An 18216-nucleotide genomic window follows, 5' to 3' on the forward strand; every position below is an offset into this window, starting at 1 on the left:
AAAAAATCGAGACCCGGAGGTTTTCATTTTGGAGGACTAACTCATGTGTCGGTCACTCGGACTATCAGCCTTGTACGTCACAGGCGTTTTGGCGCTCGGTGGCGGAACCGCCCTTGCGCAAGATACTCTGCCCCGTCCAGATCAGCCATTCAAAGGCGTAATAGGACGGACAGCGAATGACTCCACTCCTGACTTTCCTAAGCCCATTGAAGCGCCGAAGGACGCGCCAAACATCCTGCTCGTTCTTACCGACGACGCGGGGTTCGGCACTTCGAGCGCGTTCGGAGGCCCCATACCAATGCCAACAATGGACCGCCTGGCGCAGTCAGGACTTCGCTTCACCAATTTCCACACCACCGCACTCTGCTCGCCCACACGAGCCGCACTTATCACAGGGCGGAACCACCACTCCGTGCAGACTGGAGTCATCACGGAGTTCGCAACCGGCTACCCCGGCTACAACTCGGTCATGTCGAAGGAAAACGGCACGGTCGCCCAAGTGCTTCAGGACTACGGCTACACGACTTCCTGGTACGGCAAAAACCACAACGTGCCGGACTGGCAAACGAGCCAGGCGGGGCCGTTCGACCTCTGGCCAACCGGGCTCGGGTTTAGCTACTTCTACGGCTTCATAGGCGGTGACACGGATCAATGGCGTCCAGCGCTGTTCGAGGGCACCAAGCCTATCGAGCCGTATGCGGGCAAGCCCGACTATATCCTGGATGTCGACCTCGCCGATCACGCAATCGACTGGATTCGCATGCAGAAATCCGTTGCCCCTCAGAAGCCCTTCCTTGCCTATTACGCAACCGGTACCTCCCACGCGCCGCATCATGCGCCCAAGGACTGGATTGCCAGGTTCAAGGGAAAATTCGACCAGGGATGGGATCGCGTGCGAGAGGAAACCTTCGCTCGCCAGAAACAAATGGGCGTTATCCCGGAGAACGCCAAGCTCACCCCGCGCCCGGCGGAACTCCCTGCCTGGGATAGCCTCTCAGCCGACCAGAAGAGGCTGTACGCGCGGATGGCTGAAACATACGCCGGTGCACTCTCCCATGCAGACTACAACATTGGCCGGGTCATCGATGCAATTGACGAACTCGGCGAACTCGACAACACGCTGATTATATATATCAATGGCGACAATGGTTGCAGTGGCGAAGGAACACTGCAAGGGACCAGTAATGAAGTCGCTGTCAACGCGAACGGGGTCACCGAGGACCTCCCCTACCTGTTATCGATGATAGACGAGTTGGGCGGTCCGAAGACCTACAATCACATGCCAGCGGCCTGGGCCTGGGCCTTCGACACGCCATTTCAGTGGACGAAGCAGGTGGCATCGCACTTCGGCGGAACGCGGAACGGACTGGTGATCTCCTGGCCGGATCGCATCAAGGCTGGCGGTGGCATTCGGACGCAGTTCCACCACGTCATCGACATCGTTCCTACAATCTATGAGGTGCTTGGCATAAATCCGCCAGCAATGCTCAACGGGGTAGCGCAAAAACCGATTGAAGGCGTCAGCATGGTCTATGCCTTTGACGATGCGGCAGCTCCCTCGACGCACAAGACCCAGTATTTCGAAATGCTGGGAAACCGGGCGCTTTACAGCAATGGCTGGATAGCCTCGACGACGCCGAAGCGACTGCCGTGGCAGCCCAAGGCTGTCCCTGGCGCGGATGACCCGCTGACCTTCAACTGGGAGCTCTATCACGTGGCGCAAGACTTCAGCCAAGCGGACAATCTCGCCAAGCAGAACCCCGAAAAGCTTCGAGAACTTCAGGACTTGTTCTGGGCAGAGGGTGCTCGTTACAACGTTCTGCCCTTGGATGCGTCATTTGCGGAACGCGTCGATCCCGCCATTCGTCCCAGCCTTACGCGCGGCCGCAACGTGTTTACCTATTATCCAGGGATGATCCGTATCCCCGAGGGCAGCACTCCGGACATCAAGAACAGGTCGTATAGCGTCAGTGCCGATGTCGAGATTTCGCAGAATGGTTCGGATGGTGTCCTTGCCACGCAGGGAGGCGATTTCGGTGGGTGGGGGCTGCTGGTTATCGACAGAAAGCCGATGTTCGTTCATGCGCTTTCCAACCAGCCGCAGCACAAGTTCAAGGTGGCATCGACGGAACAACTTCCCCCTGGCAAGCACGTCATTCGCTTTGAGTTCACCTATGACGGAGGCGGCATCGGAAAGGGCGGCAACGGCAAACTCTTGGTCGACGGCAAGCAAGTTGCCCAGGCCCACATCGACAGGACCATTTGCTGCCGCTTTTCCCTCGACGAAACCTTTGACGTCGGGGCTGACACAGGATCAGCGGTTATACCCGACTACGAGAACCGGATGCCCTTCGAGTTCGCTGGCAAGCTTGAGAAGGTGACCATAGAACTGCAGTAGCAATGCCCAAGTCTCCCTGTCGGTTCAGGCGGGGAGACTAGTTCTGATCCCGCGCCCGAATGTCCGAATGCGCGCTTCTGGCCAACAGCCGACGATAGCCTCAGTTGCGTCGCGCCAGAAGCGATCGGTGGCAGTTTCTGCCAAAGCAAATTCTGGATGTCCCCGCCGCATGTTCGGCGTATGATCCTCCTTCAATCTTTGGGGGTGGGCGAATTCCGATGCGTCATCGCACGAAAACCCGCATGGCGATGAGCGCCTTGATTGCCGTGCTGTTCACCTATTTGCTGCTTGCCTATTTCGTCATCCCCGAGATTTGGATTTTTCACGACGCTGACCGAGTTGTTAAGGTTGGCAACATGGTCACGACCACGGAGCAGGGTATTCCCGGCGACCCCATCAATGTCGGTCTTGTTGGTTCGAAGGAAGAAGTAATCAGGGCGTTCGCGGCTGCTGGATGGGATCCTGCGGATAAAATTACCTTGCGCACATCGATCGATATTGGATTGAGCGTGGTGCTTGATCGGCCCGATCTCGATGCGCCGGTTAGTCCACTGCTATTCGAGGGCAGAAAACAGGATCTGGCTTTCGAAAAGCCCGTGGGCAGAAGCGCCGACGAACGCAACCATGTTCGTTTCTGGCTGACCGAACAAACCGGCCCAAATCACCGCCCGCACTGGCTAGGCTCGGCAAGTTTTGATCGGGGTGTCGGCTTCAGCCACGATACCGGTCAAATCACGCATCATATCGGCCCGAATGTCGACGCAGAGCGAAACCTGATGATCAGCGATCTTCTCAAGGCCGGACAACTTTTGTCGAGCTATGAGATCGATGGCATCGGAGCGACAAAAGACGGCCGCAACGGAGGCGGGGATCCCTATTTCACCGACGGAAAGGCTCTCATCGGCGTGCTTCAAAACCGGTAGAAGGCCGAGCATTCAATGTCCGCATTAGGCCAGCAGCGGAAGATCGCTGACCTCCGGAATGGGCCGGAAGCGGTCATCTGTCGATGTCGCCTTTGCGCCATAAGCGGCCATAAGGCTTGGCGATCATCAAAGACTTTTCTCTCGAAGAGCCTCCGCGATCACCGAAAACGCGGGAAGATTCTGCCGACGGCTTGGATAGTAAAGGTAGTAGCCCGCGAACTTGGGTGTCCAGTCGTCTAGGATGAGCTGGAGACGCCGTTCCGCGACATGCCTTTCGACATAGCTTTCCGGCACGAAGGCGACGCCATATCCTTGAAGGGCTGCGTCCACCATCTCACGATCAGTGTTGAAGATGAGCTGGCCCTCCACCCTTACCCGGACCTCCTCGTCGTTCTTTTCGAACTCCCAGCCGTAGAGCCCGCCGACCCGGTCGAGACGCCTGTTGATGCAGTTGTGATGCATAAGCTCTTGCGGCGTCGCTGGCACAGAGCGGGTCTTGAAATAGTCGGGGGACGCCACAGCGACCAACCGCCAGTCCGGCCCGATCCGCACCGCGACCATATCCTTCTCAAGGCTCTCGCCGAGGCGCACGCCCGCGTCGAAGCCGTCTTCGACGATGTTGCGGAAACTGCTGTCGACGTTAAGTTCCAACTTGATATCTGGATATTCCCCGAGGATGGGGGAGAGCTTCGGCCACACCACGCTCTCCATTGCGTGGTTTGACAGGGTAATCCTTACGGTGCCCGCAGGCTTGTCCCTGTACGCCATCAAGGCCTCGATGTCGGCCTCGATCTCCGAGATGCGCGGCGCGAGCGATTGCCGAAGGCGCTCGCCAGCTTCCGTGGTCGCCACGCTCCGTGTCGTGCGTGTCAGGAGCCTGAGCCCCATCCGTGCTTCGAGTTCCTTGACCGCGTAGCTGAGCGTCGACTGCGCAACGCCCAGCTTGGCCGCGGCCTTCGTGAAACTGCGCTCCTCCGCGACCGCGAGAAACAGGAGCAGCTCATTGAAGTTCTCGCGCGCCATGATGACTCTCCGGATGGGTCGGCTGCAGATTATTAATAGCCGAATTCGATAAGTCCATGCAAATTGCGACGGCTAATCCGAACTATCCAGTGGTGCTATCTATCTCCCGAAAGAATGACGCGGGCATTCGGCCCGAACAGGAGACGACCATGCTCAGCACAGCGCTTCGCGCCCCCGGCCACATCCGCTGCGAAGAAGTCGCGGAACCCAAAGTTCAGAAACCCACCGACGCGATCATCAAGCTCTCTGCGTCCGCAACCGTCCCTACTGCATGAACAGCCCCTTTCGAGGTGAACGACCGATGGACATGACCTACGACATGAGGACGGAAACGAAGACCACGCCCTGGAGTGCCGTCATCTGCATGATGCTGACCTCCTTCGTGCTCGTCGCGTCGGAATTCATGCCGGTCAGCCTGCTGACGCCGATCGCTGACGAACTGGGGATCACCGCAGGCCAGGCGGGTCAGGCGATTTCGATCTCAGGCTTCTTCGCGGTCATCACTGCCTTGTTCAGCAACGTAGTACTCGCGGGTTTCGACAGACGGATGGTGATCCTCTCCTACACCATCGTGCTCGTGGCTTCGGGTCTGGCGGTCACGTTTGCTCCCAACTACCTCGTGTTCATGTTCGGCCGCGCCCTCATCGGGGTGTCGATCGGCGGCTACTGGTCGTTGTCGACCGCGATCATCGCCCGCATCGCATCCGGTTCCGATGTGCCGAAGGCTCTCGCCATGCTCCAAGGTGGCAGCGCCCTGGCGGCGGTCATCGCGGCTCCGCTCGGAAGCTTCCTGGGAGGCCTGATCGGCTGGCGCGGCGCGTTCTTCGTCGTGGTGCCGATCGCCGTTGTCGCCTTCGCCTGGCAGGCCATCGTCTTGCCCCGGATGCCGGGTGGCCAGGGCGGTTCGCTTGGCCGGACGTTCAGCCTCATGGGCAACCGCGAGTTCGCGCTTGGTATGACAGCGATGATCCTGTTCTTCATGGGACAGTTCGCACTGTCGACCTACCTGAGGCCGTTCCTTGAGGACATCACCCGTCTCGGTGTCAACGTGCTCTCGCTCGTCCTTCTCGGGATCGGACTTGCGGGTCTCGCCGGAACCTCATTGATATCCTCCATCCTGCGCGCTCACATGGCGCACGTTCTGATCGGGTTCCCGGTGGTCCTGGTGATCATTGCCTTGGCGCTTGTCGGTCTGGGTTCCTTTGCGTTCGCAACGGCTGGTCTGCTGGTTCTTTGGGGTTTGCTGACGACGCCGGTTCCGGCGGCTTGGACGACCTGGATGACCCGCGTTATCCCCGACCACCTTGAAGAAGGCGGGGCGTGGTTCGTCGCGCTTATTCAGTTCGCGATCACCTCAGGGGCATTCGCGGGTGGGCTACTATTCGACAGCGCCGGATGGTGGAGTCCGTTCGTGTTCAGCGCGGCTGTTTTTCTGGCATCGGCGATCATCGCGGTCATATTTACGCGCTCGCCGTACAAAAACGCATAAGGAGTATTACTTATGGATATCATCCGAAATGGCTCGCAGGCGTCAAGCAAGGGTCCCGCCGACTGGTTCAGCGGCACGGTCCGCGTCGATCCGTTGTTCCAACCGAACAGTTTTCGTCGTGCCGCTGCGGCCCTCGTCACCTTCGAACCAGGGGCACGCACGGCCTGGCATACGCATCCGCTTGGCCAGACCCTGATCGTCACCGCCGGCCTCGGCCGGGTCCAGCGCGAAGGCGGTTCTGTCGAGGAAATCCGCCCAGGAGATGTCGTGTGGTTCGAACCCGGCGAGCGGCACTGGCACGGTGCTGCTCCGAACAACGCCATGAGCCACATCGCCATTCAGGAGAATCTTGATGGCAAGGTCGTCGACTGGATGGAGCAGGTCACCAACGAGCAATATGAGGCTTGGCAACAACCCATAGCTAGGGCGTGACGCTGTTATATCGTTCCAACACTGCAAGCCGTTGGCGTTGAATCGCAGCGTGGCAGTTTCTGCACGCTCCCTCTCAAGCTCGGCCGACAAGTCTGCAACACGTCGATGTTGCTCCAGCGTCGCGCGAGCCGCATCCTTGTTCTCGTCTGCCTCAGCCATATCGCCTCTCTGAGGATGTCGGGACGAAGATAGATCATCTTGTGAGGTAAGAAAGAGCGGGGTTCGCAATGACGGCAATGGCCGGGAGCGGTCATGGCACCGTGTCCGCATTGCGCCCCCATTGCGGCCGTCAGCTAGATCGAACTCTGATCCTGGAAGCGGCCGCTCTGCAGCGCTGGCAATACCAGTCTTGAGTCGTTGCCAAGACGGCGAACAGTCATGCAACTTTCTCCTCATGGTCGTGCAGACGTTCCAAATTCACTATCTACGAGGTATCATTCGGAGGCGCATTGAGCGGGATATTAAACTCGCAAACGCCTGAGCGAGAATACAGGAGTCTGCCGATGACGCGCATTCGCAGGACGTCTGAGATGGGCGCGACCTCTCGCCCGAGAACCACTGGCCTGCGGCAATTCCTCGACCTTGAGCAGCAGCGCGATTGGATAGCGGGCAAGATCGAGTTGCCGGACACAGGCGACCGCTTAGAGTCCCTGGAACAGCGCTTCAAATATGTCGCTCGATTTGAGAAGCTACTTAGTCGCCCGCAAGCAGGGGAAGTACTGGAGATTCTTAGGCTATACGGCCCAAACTGCATTCCGATCCTGCGTAAGACCGAGCGCTACTACTGGTCGGTTTCCTGTCTGCCGTCGACCTCGGACAAGCCGCTCGTACGCGTCAATGCGAGCTGGATGGAGCTTTTCACGCTCTATGCTCAAGGCGACGATATCCGCGCCAGATTCATCGTGCATCTTTCGGATTTCACTACAGATCGTTCAGCAACGCCGAGCCGGGTGGACGAACCCTTTCTCGAGCAAAGCGTCGCGATGCCAGAGCATGTCAGTTATTTCTTCCCGCGTGGTGCGGACATTTTCGGCATCAATGTGCGCGGCTCTGTCTCGATCCGCAAATTCCTCACAAGCCGCCGCGTGTTGCGTGCCATTCGGACGTTCAACCTGACGCACATGAACCGGGGGCGGAACGCCTATCAGGCGAGCCATTGCTACAGCGTGGCGGATTACATGCAGGCAGATTGAGGGGTTCTTTAATGCGCGCCATCCTGGCGAACTCGCCGTCGCCGTCTCGGCCCCATTTCGCGAGGTCGAAAAGACAACGACTATCTCGGCCTAAAGAGGGCGCCAACCTCGGCCGGTGTGCGCCAGAAGCGGACATTGACAAGCTCTTAGGGCTGCCTATCGTGCCGTCGCAAACAGAACTTGGTGGCGGTTATGCCAACGGTGACGCGACATCTAGTTGAACGAGGTGATGGAGCTGCTGTCGAGCTTTTTCAAGCTCAGGCCTCCAGCGCCACGCCTGCGGGCGCGATACTGTTTGTCCACGGCAATCAGGGCGGCCTTCTTCTAGGGGCGAGAGAAGTCGTCGATAACGGAGCGTTGCTTCGGTTCTCGTCTCGCTTGAATATCTCCGCGGCAGCAGTCTCACAGCCCGGCTTCGGCGCCTCAGACGGCCCTGCCGACTTCTGCGGTCCATGCACTCAGCAGGCGATCATGGCCGCTCTGTCCTTTCTAAAGAAGCAGCCGTCTATCGATCCTGGCCGTATTGTTCTTTATGGCAACAGCAGGGGCGCCGTTGCCTCGGCAATGGTAGCTGCTCAGGTTTCCAATCTGCGAGCAGTCATTCTCTCAAGCGGCGTCTATGATCTTAAAGCAGCTTTTAGAAGCAGTTCGGGTGGCCTGCGAAGAGCAATCGAGAATGAGGCAGGCTTGTCGGATGAAGCCTTTCTGGCTCGCTCGGCTTTACATCATGCGCATAACATTCGGTCGGAAATTTTGCTTTTGCATGGACGACACGACGACCGTGCCCCCGTTGCCCAGGCCGAGATATTCTCCGAAGCCCTGTCCGACGCTGGAGTTCCAGTCAATCTCAGCGTGTTCGAATGCGGACATCGTATTCCGCGCGAATACTCGCAGGGAGTTCTCCGGCCCTTCCTGGAAGGGATATTCGATCCATTCATAACGTATCACTAAGCACACATGGCCTTCGGGTCGGAAGCCGACTTTCCTCCGCCTTGCGAAGGGCGTGGGCGGCCGACCGCTTCCTGCGGGGCGGCACACGCGTTGCCACAACTCACCGCACCCCCGCCGCCGAGGCAAAGAACGCTTCCGGGCTCTCCACCTCCACCAGCCGCTTCCGCTCGATCTGCCAGAAGCGGTTGCTGACCGCCCTGACGAAACTGCGGTCGTGGGAAACGAGCAGGCAGCTCGCCTGATGCGCCATCAACTCGCCTTCGAGCGCTTCCTGCCCGTCGATGTCGAGATGGTTGGTGGGTTCGTCGAGCAGATAGAAGTTCGGGTTGGAAAGTCTCAGTACCAGCATCCCGAGCCGCGCTTTCTGCCCGCCGGAAAGCTGGCGGACGGGGCGTCCCTGCATCTCGATCGACATGCCGGCCCCGGCAAGAAGCGCTCGTGCCCGCTGATCGCCGACGTCGAAGCGCCGGATGATCGTCTCCATCGGCGTATCGGCATCGCGGAGATCGCCAAGCGCCTGGTCGCCATAGCCAAGTACGAGCGAGGGCGTGGCCTTGATGCCGTCCTCGGCTAATTCAGGGTTTTCGATCGCCTTACGCAGCATCGCGATCAGCCGCGTCTTGCCGGCGCCGTTTTCGCCGAGCAGCACGATCCGGTTCCCCTGGCAGATGAATTGCTTGCCCGTCCTGAAAAGAAGCGTGCCGTCCGGTGTCTGCACGGCCGCATCCTCGAGCGTCACCAGCACCTTGGCATGGGTGCCGCGATTGGCGAGCCGGATCGTCCCGGCGGAGCGCTCCAGATGCGCCGGTTTCGCCGCATCCTCGAGCTTCTCCGCCCGCTGCTTCAACTGCTTGGTCTTCACCACCAGCAGGTCGCTGCCGGAGTTGATGCCGATATTGTTGAGCTTCGCCGCCTGCCTGCGCAGCTGATCGGCCGTCTTCATGTCGCGCTCGTAGCGGCGCGCATCTGCGGCATCGATCTCGTCGATCGCCATCCGAGCCCGGCTGTAGGGCAGGGCGAAGACCTGCGATTGCTCCGGCCGCAGGAAAAGCGTGCGGTTCGTCACCGCATCGAGAAAGGCGCGGTCGTGGCTGGCGAGGATCACCGGCACATCGCGGGGCAGTGCGTTCAGCCAGTCTTCCAGCCGCGCGATCTTGCCGAGATCGAGATGGTTGGTCGGTTCGTCGAGCATCAGCAGGTCCGGCTCCGTCACCCAGACGCGGGCGAGCATCGCCAGCCGCTGCCACCCGCCGCTGAGCGCCGAAAGCGGGCGCTGGCGCAATTCCTCCGGCACCTCCAGCGATTCCAGCACCACGTCGACGCGCCAGCTCTCGCTTTCGGTCTGCTCGGCGGGCAGCGCATCGAGAACGGCCTCGTAAAAGCTCCGGCCGAAGAGGGAAGGCGGCACGTTCTGCTCGACATAGCCGACCGTCAGCCCGCGCGCCCGGGTGATCTCGCCTTCCGTCGCGTCGAGCGTGCCGGCGATGCAGCGGAACAGCGTCGATTTCCCGCGGCCGTTCGCGGCAACAAGACCGATCCGGTCGCCGGCATTGACGACGAGGTTGAGCTTGGAAAACAGCGGGCTCGACAGGGTGATGCCGAGGTTGCGGATATTGAGGAGAGTCATGATTTTTCTCTGGTCTTGACCGGGCGATCATCCATCGAGGGCTCTCGGCCATCATCGATGCGATGCGTCAGCGGCGAGTGATAATCGCAGACGCTCGAGCGATAAGCTCGGCGCTGCAGGCCACGAAGGGCAGACCAGGAAGAGAGGCTTTGTGAGAAACGGTCTCTAGTCAGCCCTGCAAACGCATTTGCAGGGCGTTGACGGGGCCACGCTGCCGGTAGAACCGGAAATAGAAATTATGCACGCGACCCTCCTTTCTCTTAGAGCGCGATGCTGAAATACCATCGCGGCCAGGCGAATGCAACCGGACGGTGCCGAGCAACCGCGCACTGCCGACCTTGACCCCCGACCTTGCCCGATGCCGCCGGCTGCTATAAGCGCCGATCCGACAGATGCTGATTTTCAGGAGAGACGCCGATGGCGGGCGATGACGACGATTATGTCTATGACGAAGTGACGGGCGAATGGCGCCCGGCATCGGAAATCGCCGCGGCCGCGACGGCCGCCGCCGAGGTGCGCGATGCTTCCGGAAACGTCCTGAAGGACGGCGATTCCGTTACTCTCATCAAGGATCTGAAGGTCAAGGGTGCCGGCCAGACCCTGAAACAGGGGACGGTCATCCGCTCGATCCGCCTGACGGACAATCCCGAAGAGATCGACTGCCGCCACGACACCATCAAGGGCTTGGTGCTGCGGACAGAGTTTGTTCGTAAGCGGTGAGGGGTGGCGGGTGTGCCGCGGAATACCCCCTCTGCCCTGCCGGGCATCTCCCCCACAAGGGGGCAGATCACAAGCCGTGGGTTTCCCGCGTTAATTTCCGATCAGTGCGATTTCAGCACTTGGCCAAATCGGGCGAGCGATTGCCCCAACCGATCTCCCCTTGCGGGGGGATGCCCGGCAGGGCAGAGGGGGTGCCACACCCACTACGCCAGAAGACTACCGCTTCAAGCTCCCAAGAATTCCGCGCACCAGCGCCCGGCCGACCTGGGTCGCCACGGTCCGCGCCACGCTCTTCATCGCCGCTTCCACGACGGTTTCGCGCTGGTAGCCGGAGGAGCGCCCGCGGCCTTGGCCGCGGCCCGCCCGGTCGTCGCCGCTGTCGCCGCCAAAGCCCGGCAGCGTCCAGCCGGAGGTCGTGCCGGCCTCGGTCGGCTGCTGCCTCGCGGCCTCTTGCTGCGCGCGCTGGGCGGCTTCGGATTCGGCCGCCTTCTTGGCGCGGGCGGCGAGGATCTCGAAGGCGGATTCGCGATCGACATCTTCGTCATAGAGGCCGAGCAGGGGGCTCTTATCCATGATTTGCCGGCGCTCGGCATCCGTTACAGGGCCGACGCGGCCCGACGGCGGGCGGATCAGCGTGCGCTCGACGATCGACGGCGCGCCCTTGGCCTCCAGCGTCGAAACCAGCGCCTCGCCGGTGCCGAGATTGGTGATCACGGTGGCGCAATCAAAGGCGGGGTTGGGGCGGAAGGTGTCGGCGGCAGTCTTCACGGCCTTCTGCTCGCGCGGCGAATAGGCACGAAGCGCATGCTGCACGCGGTTGCCGAGCTGGGCGAGCACGGTTTCCGGCACGTCGAGCGGGTTCTGCGTGACGAAATAGACGCCGACGCCCTTGGAGCGGATCAGCCGCACGACCTGCTCCACGCGCTCGGTCAGAACCTTGGGCGCGTCGTTGAACAGCAGATGCGCCTCGTCGAAGAAGAAGACGAGCTTCGGCTTGTCGGGGTCGCCGACTTCCGGCAGCTCTTCGAAAAGTTCCGACAAGAGCCACAGCAGGAAGGTGGCGTAAAGCCTGGGATTCATCATCAGCTTGTCGGCCGCAAGCACCGAAATCTGCCCATGGCCGTTGTTGCTGGTGCGCATGATGTCGGTGATTTTCAGCGCCGGTTCGCCGAAGAATTGCTCGGCCCCCTGCTGTTCGAGGACGAGCAGCGCGCGTTGGATCGAGCCGATCGAAGCCTTGGAAATCAGGCCGAACTGGCTCGAAAGCTCGCTCGCATTCTCGCCCATGTAGTTCAGGAGCGAGGAAAAGTCCTTGAGATCGAGTAGCGGCAGGCCTGCCTTGTCGGCGATCTTGAAGGCGATGTTGATGACGCCCTCCTGCGGCTCGGAAGCATCCATCAGGCGGGCGAGCAGCAGCGGCCCCATCTCGGCGATCGTGGTGCGGACCCGGTGCCCCTTCTCGCCGAAGAGGTCCCAGAAGATGACCGGGAACTGGTCGAATTCGTAGTCGGTAAAGCCGATCTGCTCGGCGCGCTTGGTAAGAAAATCCTTTGGCTCGCCCTTCTCGGCGATGCCGGAAAGGTCGCCCTTGATGTCGGCGCAGAAGACCGGAACGCCGGCCCGGGAAAAACCCTCCGCCAGCACCTGCAGCGTCACCGTCTTGCCCGTGCCGGTCGCGCCGGTCACCAGTCCATGGCGGTTACCGAACCTGAGGTCGAGATATTCCGGTTTGTTGATGCTGTCGTCAGGATTGCGGCTGGCGCCGATGAAAATCTTGCCGTCCTCGAGCATGAAGCAGTTCTCCCTCCGGCCGATGCGCCGCTTGCGTTCAAATGCGGCAATCATGGTCCGCCGCATTCATTTTGCCATCGTCTGTCTGTTATAAGCAGGGAGAGGCATGGCGACAACTGCAGGCATGCCTTGAGTCAGGGAAGAAACTCGAATAACGCTGACGTTAACGTCAAATGGCAGGAGGCTGACGATGAATGAAGTTGTGACCCAGATCGCCGATCGCGTAGGCATTGCCCCCGATCTGGCAGAGAAGTCGGTGGGCATGATGCTCGGCTTCCTGCAGCGCGAGGCGGAGGACGGCCCGGTCGCACAGATGATCGAGGCAATCCCAGGCGCCGCTGATCTCGTCGCGAAGTTCAACGGCGAAGGTGCGGGCGGTGGCGGCCTGCTGGGCGGCTTGATGGGTGCGCTCGGCGGCGGCGGCATCATGGGCCTTGGCCAGCAGCTGATGAGCCAGGGCCTCGGCATGGGCGAAATCACCGCGCTTGCCAAGGAAACCATCGCGGTCGCCAAGCAATATGCCGGCGAGGACGTCGTCGACCAGGTCGTTGCCTCGGTCCCGGGATTGAGTCAATTCGTTTAAAGTAGCTGTATCGGACAACCTTCAGGAGCTAAAAGCCGCTCGAAACAGCTCGTTGTGAGCGGCTTTTGCTTGGTGATGATATTTGGCGCCGTGTTTGTTGCGGAGTGCACAGCATGTATGTGTGCCCGAGGGAGATGCATCCTTTTTCGCACGGATCAACTCGTGTATTTTAGATAATGGTAATATTCTGATCGCGTTTTCCTCTGCAGCAGGGGGCCGTCATGAAAATTGGCCGGAGCATGCTTGCGGGTGCGGGCTTCCTAGCCCTTGGTTGTGTCTCAGGATGGGCTCAACAGGTCACCGGTACTCCGGGTTCGCCCGAAGCCACCGCCACGATCACCGGAAAACAACTTCCACCGCCTGATCCGAAATTCGGTGGCGTGATCAACGAGAAGGCGTCGGAATCGACACCATGGTGGGCTCCGCGCGTCGTGCCGCCCAAGGGCGCGCCCAACGTGCTCCTCATCATGACGGATGACCAGGGGTTCGGCGCACCGAGCACCTTCGGCGGCATGATCCCAACGCCGGCCATGGATCGCATCGCCAACCAGGGCCTGCGCTTTACCAACTTTCACTCCACGTCACTCTGCTCACCGTCTCGGGCGGCGCTGATCACCGGGCGCAACCACCACTCGGTTGGCTACGGGGTCGTCGGCGAAATAGCGACGGGGTATCCGGGGTACGATTCAATCATTCCCATTGAAAAGGGCACGATCGGCACGATCCTCAAGGAAAATGGATACGCCACCTCGTGGTTCGGCAAGGACCACAACACCCCATCCTATCAGTCGAGCCAGGCCGGGCCGTTCCATCAATGGCCGACGGGAATGGGCTTCGAATACTTCTATGGCTTCGTCGGCGGCGACGCCAGCCAATGGCAGCCGAACCTGTTCCGCAACACCACGGCCATCTATCCGTTCGAGGGCAATCCCGGCTGGAACATGGAGACGGCAATGGCCGATGAGGCCATCCAGTACATCAAACAACTCAAGGAGGTTGCTCCCGGCAAGCCATGGCTCGTTTATTACGTGCCCGGTGCCACCCATGCGCCACACCATCCGACGCCGGAGTGGATCAAGAAGATCAGCGACATGCATCTTTTCGATGACGGCTGGAACAAACTGCGGGAGACGATTTTCGCCAATCAGAAGCGACTTGGCATTATGCCGGAAAACGCCAAGCTGACGCCGTGGCCGAAAGGGCTGCCGGAATGGGATTCTCTCGGCTTAGATGAGAAGAAGCTCTTCATCAAGCAAGCGGATGTCTATGGGGCGTACCTTGCATATGCCGACAATGAGATCGGAAGGATCATCCAGGCAGTGGAAGACCTGGGCGAACTCGATGGTACCCTGATCATCTACATCGGCGGCGACAATGGCGCGAGCGCCGAGGGCATGGTCAACGGCACGCCGAACGAGTTCACCACCTTCAACGGCGTGTCCGTGCCGGTCACGGACCAGTTCCTGTGGTATCCCTTCTGGGGGTCGGAACGCACCTTCCCGCATTTCGCCGCCGGCTGGGCCTGGGCAATGGATACGCCGTTCAAGTGGGTGAAGCAGGTTCCCTCGCATTTCGGCGGGACCGCGCAGGGCATGGTGATGTCTTGGCCGGGTCATATCACCGACGTGGGCGGCATCCGCAGGCAGTTCCACCACTTCATCGACATGGCGCCGACCATCCTCGAGGCAGCCGGTATCCCCGCACCGGATACGATCGACGGTATCAAGCAAAGTCCCATCGAAGGGGTGAGCATGATGTACACGTGGGACAAGGCCAACGCGAATGCGCCTACGCGGCACGCGACGCAATATTTCGAGATGCTTGGCAACCGCGCCATCTTTCACGACGGATGGATAGCGGCGACGACGCCCGCGACGCTGCCGTGGGAACTCAGTACCAAGACGCCGCCGGACGTAATCACCGGCTACAACTGGGAGCTCTACAACATCGCGGAAGACCCCACCCAGTTCGATGATCTGGCGGCTAAGATGCCGGTCAAGCTCAAGGAGATGCAGGACCTCTTCTATTCGGAAGCGAAGAAATACAACGTGCTGCCGCTTGACAACTCAACGCTCGCGCGCTGGAACACACCGCGCCCGAGCCTCACTGCCGGCCGGACAGAATTCACCTATTCCGGTGAATTGACCGGCGTGCCGGCCAGCGCCGCCCCGGGTACCTTGAATAAGTCCTACACCATCACCGCGGAGATCGAGATACCCGAAGGCGGCGCGGAAGGCATGATCGTCACGCAGGGCGGGCGCTTCGGCGGTTACGGTCTGTTCCTCAGCAAGGGGGACTTTGGCGTCGGCGGAGGCCGGGTCGTGTTCCTCTACAACCTTCTCGACCTCAAGCGCACGATGTGGGAGGGGCCGGAACTCGAAGCCGGCAAGCACACCATCGTCTTCGACTACAAGATAGACGGCGCCGGCCTGGGCAAGGGCGGCACCGGCATACTTTCCGTCGACGGCAAGGAAGTGGCCAAGAACTCCATGGAACACGGAATTCCGGTGACGTTCCCCGAGGACGAAACCTTTGACATCGGCCAGGACACGCGCACCGGCGTGGCGCTCCTGGAGTACCGCTACGACACTCCATTCAAGTTCACCGGCAAGATCGACAAGCTGATGTTCAAGCTGAAGCCCGAGGCGGGTGCAGCACCTTAAAACGGAGCGTCGAATGCAAAAGGGTCGCAGGCGAACCGTGAGCAAAGGGACGTATCTATGATACGCGTGCTTGATGTCGCTGCTGTGGGCGAAATCGCCACAGGCGCCGCACTGCTCATTGTGCCGTCTTTGGTGGGACAGGTGCTGCTTGGCGAAGTGTTGACTGGTGTCGCGATACCCACGGCTCGGGTGGCGGGCATTGCCCTGATCGCCCTGGGTATCGCTTGCTGGTGGAATTCGGCTTTGCTCGGCATGTTGGCATACAGTGCAGCGGTGACTTTCTATCTTGCTTACGTCGGTTTCGGAGGTGGGTTCGCTGGTGTGCTTCTCTGGCCAGCGGTGGCACTCCATGCGATTTTGTCAATCTTGCTCTGGCGCACTTGGGCGAAAACTGGGACCGTGTAACTCTTGCCGCACCGAAGCTTGATGCCTCAAGATTCGCGGTTCGCCTGGCATCATGAAATCTCCATATCCAATCGCCGAATTTGCCTGCTGGAAGGGCGGAACAAAAGCATCGCTTCTGCTGTTTCTGCCGCGATCATCGCACCGGAAGGATCATGATCATGCGCAGGCTCATTTCAGTGACATCCATAGTGCTTCTGTCCATTGCAGCCCCGGCCCTTGCACAGTCCAGCATGGGCATCGATCCGAACGGCCGTTTCGATGGCAGTCCGCCGCCCGGCACATCGCCGGAATATGATGCGCAGCAGGGAGGCTTCGAAATCCCGCTCGATCCGATCGAGACCGGCAGCATCACCATCAGTCGCCCGTCCACCTGGCAGGCGCCCTGCGCTCCACGGCGCGAAGGCATGCGCGGCCGCGGCGACGGTTCGGTCAATGCGGCCTGCCCGGATCAGAGCAACTAAGGTCGCCGCCCCGGCCTTTAAATCCCCCCGCCCGCGTTTAATCGCGGGCGGTGACGCCATTTGCGATTAACAGAGAATAGCCCGCGGCTCGAGGAACGCTTCCAGCCCGGAGACGCCGAACTCACGGCCGACGCCGGACTGCTTGAAGCCGCCGAAGGGGGCAAGCGGCTCATGCGGTGCGCCGTTGATCACCACGCGGCCCGATTCCATCCGCTCGGCGACCCGCCTGGCATGGTCGAGGTCGCTGCTGTGGATATAGGCCTGCAAGCCATAGCTGGTGTCGTTGGCAATGCGGATCGCGTTCTCTTCGTCCTTGTAGGCGATGACGAAAAGCACCGGCCCGAAGATTTCCTCGCGGGCGATCCGCATGCTGTTGTCGACGTTGACAAAGACCGTCGGGCGGACGAACCAGCCGCGCTCGATACCCTCAGGACGGCCGGTGCCGCCCGTCAGGATCTGCGCACCTTCCTCTAGTCCAAGGCGGATATAGGACTGTACCCGATCATATTGTTTCTGGCTCACCATCGGCCCGACGCGCACCTCGGGATCCCCTGGATCGCCGGTCTTGACCGCCTCGATGCCGGCTTTGAGCCGCTCCAGGATGTCCGGAAGCCTGCTTTCCGGCGCAAGGATGCGCGTGCCGGCGATACAGGCCTGGCCGCTATTGGCAAGCCCCGCCATCAGCACCGCCGGGATGGCGGTATCGAGGTCGGCGTCTTCCAGAAGGATGTTCGGCCCCTTGCCGCCGAGCTCCAGCGTTACGCGCTTCAGCGTCTCGGCGCCCGCCCGAAGGATCTGCTTGCCGACCGCGGTCGAGCCGGTGAAGCTCACCTTGGCGATATCGGGATGCGCGCTGAACTCGGCACCCACCACATCGCCGCGGCCGTTGACGATGTTGAACACGCCCTTCGGCAGACCGGCCTCATGCAGGCATTCGGTAATCAGTTGCGTCTGGATCGCGCTCATTTCGCTGGGCTTGATGACGACCGTCGAACCCGCCGCCAGCGCGGTTGCAAGCTTGGAGCAGATGAAGCCGTAATTGCTGTTCCATGGCGTGATCGCGGCGGCGACGCCGAGCGGCTGCATGGTCACGTCGGCGCGGCCGATCTTACGCGTGAAATCGTAATTCTCCAGCGTTTCGGCCATGTTCAGGAAGGTCGAGGCGGCATGGGGTACGGCAAAGCCGGTGAAGTATTGCGGCGCGCCGTATTCCTCCGCCATCGCCGCGGTCATCTCCTCGGCGCGGGCGAAGACGGCAACGCTCAGCCGCTTCAGCATCGCGATCCGCTCTGCCTTGCTTGTGCGCGAAAAGGCCGGAAAGGCGCGCTTGGCGGCGGCGATCGCCGTGCGGGCGTCCTCGCGGTCGCCGAGGCGAACGGTGCCGATCTTCTCTTCGGTGGAGGGGTTGAAGAGGTCGCCAATTTCCTCGCCGTGCGGCTTCACGAAAGCACCGTCGATATAGATCTCAGTAATATTGCGCATCGCTTTTCTCCTTTGTGCGATACGCCCTATCTGGCATCGGCCGATTGATCTGATAAGCTGGCCAATATCGGACAA

At 60.6% G+C, this 18216-nt stretch carries 15 protein-coding genes and 1 pseudogene; 12 read left to right on the forward strand and 4 right to left on the reverse strand.

Annotated elements, in window-relative coordinates:
• Positions 1 to 43: 43 nt before the first annotated feature.
• A complete protein-coding gene (locus HGP14_RS05015; RefSeq protein ID WP_168828776.1) occupies positions 44 to 2398 on the forward strand; it encodes an arylsulfatase in 2355 nt (784 codons plus the stop codon).
• A 218-nt stretch (positions 2399 to 2616) separates the two neighbouring features.
• Complete coding sequence (locus HGP14_RS05020; RefSeq protein ID WP_168828777.1) at positions 2617 to 3321, forward strand: LssY C-terminal domain-containing protein; 705 nt, start codon at positions 2617 to 2619, stop codon at positions 3319 to 3321.
• Between the two features lie 126 nt (positions 3322 to 3447).
• Here the strand turns inward: HGP14_RS05020 and HGP14_RS05025 are convergent, their stop codons facing one another.
• Positions 3448 to 4344 carry a LysR family transcriptional regulator gene (locus HGP14_RS05025; RefSeq protein WP_168828778.1) on the reverse strand — a complete coding sequence of 299 codons (897 nt, stop codon included), beginning with the start codon at positions 4342 to 4344 and terminating at the stop codon, positions 3448 to 3450.
• A 149-nt stretch (positions 4345 to 4493) separates the two neighbouring features.
• Here HGP14_RS05025 and HGP14_RS36165 point away from each other — a divergent pair.
• The 5 genes and pseudogenes from HGP14_RS36165 to HGP14_RS05050 form a co-directional block, all read left to right on the forward strand.
• A pseudogene (locus HGP14_RS36165) lies at positions 4494 to 4598 on the forward strand (IMP dehydrogenase); the annotation flags it as partial.
• Between the two features lie 47 nt (positions 4599 to 4645).
• Positions 4646 to 5833 (forward strand): MFS transporter, encoded by a 1188-nt coding sequence (locus tag HGP14_RS05035; RefSeq protein WP_168828779.1) that lies wholly within the window; start codon positions 4646 to 4648, stop codon positions 5831 to 5833.
• A 12-nt stretch (positions 5834 to 5845) separates the two neighbouring features.
• Positions 5846 to 6265: a cupin domain-containing protein gene (locus HGP14_RS05040; RefSeq protein ID WP_168828780.1), complete on the forward strand. Its 420-nt coding sequence runs from the start codon at positions 5846 to 5848 to the stop codon at positions 6263 to 6265.
• Positions 6266 to 6795: 530 nt separating this feature from the next.
• Complete coding sequence (locus HGP14_RS05045; protein ID WP_168829586.1) at positions 6796 to 7458, forward strand: hypothetical protein; 663 nt, start codon at positions 6796 to 6798, stop codon at positions 7456 to 7458.
• Between the two features lie 192 nt (positions 7459 to 7650).
• On the forward strand, positions 7651 to 8409 hold the full coding sequence (locus tag HGP14_RS05050; protein WP_168828781.1) for an alpha/beta hydrolase family protein: 759 nt from the start codon (positions 7651 to 7653) through the stop codon (positions 8407 to 8409).
• Between the two features lie 100 nt (positions 8410 to 8509).
• On the opposite strand, the gene HGP14_RS05055 is transcribed toward HGP14_RS05050, so the two are convergent.
• Positions 8510 to 10036 carry an ABC-F family ATP-binding cassette domain-containing protein gene (locus HGP14_RS05055; RefSeq protein ID WP_168828782.1) on the reverse strand — a complete coding sequence of 509 codons (1527 nt, stop codon included), beginning with the start codon at positions 10034 to 10036 and terminating at the stop codon, positions 8510 to 8512.
• 417 nt (positions 10037 to 10453) lie between these two features.
• On the opposite strand from HGP14_RS05055, the gene HGP14_RS05060 reads away from it, so the two are divergent.
• A complete protein-coding gene (locus HGP14_RS05060) occupies positions 10454 to 10756 on the forward strand; it encodes an alkylphosphonate utilization protein (RefSeq protein ID WP_168828783.1) in 303 nt (100 codons plus the stop codon).
• A gap of 216 nt (positions 10757 to 10972) precedes the next feature.
• Here HGP14_RS05060 and HGP14_RS05065 read toward each other — a convergent pair whose 3' ends face one another.
• Positions 10973 to 12547, reverse strand: a complete 1575-nt coding sequence (locus HGP14_RS05065) for a helicase HerA-like C-terminal domain-containing protein (protein WP_168829587.1) — start codon at positions 12545 to 12547, stop codon at positions 10973 to 10975.
• A 190-nt stretch (positions 12548 to 12737) separates the two neighbouring features.
• Here HGP14_RS05065 and HGP14_RS05070 point away from each other — a divergent pair, with 190 nt between their 5' ends.
• From HGP14_RS05070 to HGP14_RS05085, 4 genes are all read left to right on the forward strand, one after another.
• Positions 12738 to 13130 (forward strand): hypothetical protein, encoded by a 393-nt coding sequence (locus HGP14_RS05070; RefSeq protein WP_168828784.1) that lies wholly within the window; start codon positions 12738 to 12740, stop codon positions 13128 to 13130.
• A 221-nt stretch (positions 13131 to 13351) separates the two neighbouring features.
• The gene (locus HGP14_RS05075) at positions 13352 to 15793 is read left to right on the forward strand and encodes an arylsulfatase (protein ID WP_205927044.1); all 2442 of its coding nucleotides are present in this window, start codon (positions 13352 to 13354) and stop codon (positions 15791 to 15793) included.
• 57 nt (positions 15794 to 15850) lie between these two features.
• Positions 15851 to 16198, forward strand: coding sequence for a hypothetical protein (locus HGP14_RS05080; protein WP_168828785.1), 348 nt, complete (start codon positions 15851 to 15853; stop codon positions 16196 to 16198).
• Positions 16199 to 16356: 158 nt separating this feature from the next.
• Positions 16357 to 16659, forward strand: a complete 303-nt coding sequence (locus HGP14_RS05085; RefSeq protein WP_168828786.1) for a hypothetical protein — start codon at positions 16357 to 16359, stop codon at positions 16657 to 16659.
• Between the two features lie 66 nt (positions 16660 to 16725).
• Here the strand turns inward: HGP14_RS05085 and HGP14_RS05090 are convergent, their stop codons facing one another.
• Entirely contained in the window at positions 16726 to 18141 is a 1416-nt protein-coding gene (locus HGP14_RS05090) for an aldehyde dehydrogenase family protein (RefSeq protein WP_168828787.1), read from the reverse strand.
• Positions 18142 to 18216: the final 75 nt, after the last annotated feature.

Origin of the sequence: Rhizobium sp. P32RR-XVIII, assembly GCF_012641395.1 — a bacterium.
GTDB lineage: Bacteria > Pseudomonadota > Alphaproteobacteria > Rhizobiales > Rhizobiaceae > Rhizobium.